1 protein-coding gene is annotated in these 1,548 nt (G+C 47.7%); it reads left to right on the top strand.

Annotated features, from left to right (window positions below; all coding sequences use genetic code 11):
• Positions 1 to 248 precede the first annotated feature (248 nt).
• A complete protein-coding gene (locus CXK86_RS31670) occupies positions 249 to 1,427 on the top strand; it encodes an IS110 family RNA-guided transposase (RefSeq protein WP_076254983.1) in 1,179 nt (392 codons plus the stop codon).
• Positions 1,428 to 1,548 lie beyond the last annotated feature (121 nt).

The following is a 1,548-nucleotide window of genomic DNA, read 5'->3' on the forward strand; positions in this document are numbered from 1 at the left end:
TTTTCGTATTGTCAGGTTAGCCAGTAATTACTGGTTGGCCTTTTTTTGTGGTCGTTTTACGATGGGGGAAGCCGGGAGAACGTGGCGGTTTTAGGGGCTAGGACCTCGTAACAAAAACAGTTCTCCCACGACCTCCAAAAGACCATGTTTGGGCTGGTAGGGGCAGTTGACCCCGTATAACAAGCGAAGCTATGGGTTTGGAACCATCGTGGAAAGGACCGGCGAAACGAAAGATAAGGAGTGAGGGCATGGAACCTGTTGTTGGTGTAGATGTCGCTAAAGGTTCAAGTGTGATACAGGCGTTTCAAAAACGAAATGAGCCCGTTGGTAAAGCTATCGTCATTGAGCATGTTGCGAGTGGATTCGAACAATTCACGGAGATGTTAGGGGCCCTTCAAGCCGAAACGGGTGTTGCTCCAGTGGTTGTTTTGGAGGCGACTGGGCATTACCATCGTGCCTTGGTGTCCTGTCTGAATCGGAGTGGCTACACCTACTACATTGTGAATCCCTTGCAATCCAAGCGAGCGAAGGGAACGCAGTTACGCAAAGTTAAAACAGATGCTGCAGATGCTTGGCATCTGGCAGAGATGTACTATCGCGGCGACGTGAAGCCGCATCGAAATTGGGATGAGACGTTTACAGAGCTACAGCATTTGACTCGGCAGCATGAGTTTGTCACGGGAATCTTTGTGCAGGCGAAGCTGAACAGCAGAGCCTTGCTGGAGCAAGTTTTTCCGACGTATGAGCAGATATTTTACAATGTGTTTTCAACAACATCATTGACGGTGCTGTCTCATTGTTTGGAGGGAAGTGTGACGAATTGGAATGAAGTCATTCAGGGTAATTCGGGACGATCCCATTCCAAGCGATGGACCAATGAAAAAGCGAGAAAACTGGAGGAAGTACTGGATGAATGGAGAGAAATTCGGCGTAGCCCCGCTCAAAGCAAGGCACTGCTCGGAATGGTCTCTTTATTGTTGACGATGATTCGGCAACTGGAGGAACTCGAAAAACAAATGGAGGAACTTGCAGAAAATCTGCCTGAAGTCGGACTGGTGAGAAGTATCCCGGGAATTGGAACGAAACTGGCCGCAGCCATTGTAGCTGAACTAGGTGATGTGAAACAGTTTAGTGATGCGAAGCAACTTGTAGCGTTTGCGGGCCTTGACCCAGGGATTTTCAGTTCAGGAAAGTTCACAGCGACAAGTACACGAATTACGAAACGAGGCTCTAAAAGGCTCAGACGTTCACTATATTTAGCGGTGCAATGTGGAATGCGAAAGAATGCGAATGCAAGAATCCGTTCGTACTACGAGAAAAAAAGAAACGAGGGCAAGCCCTACAAGGTGGCCGTGATCGCCTGCGCAAACAAGCTGTTACATCACATTTTCGCCATCTTGCAGAAAGGCCAGCCCTACCAAGTGTAATCCATATTTAACCAAAACCTCCATACCCGTGGAGGTTATTCGTGTTGGTCGGAAAAAGTATACCACGAAAAGAGAACTCATCCAACCAGAAATGCTTGACAAACATTAGCTGGTTTTTGTT

This window comes from Paenibacillus sp. BGI2013 (assembly GCF_002843485.1).
Classification (GTDB): Bacteria; Bacillota; Bacilli; order Paenibacillales; family Paenibacillaceae; genus Paenibacillus; species Paenibacillus amylolyticus.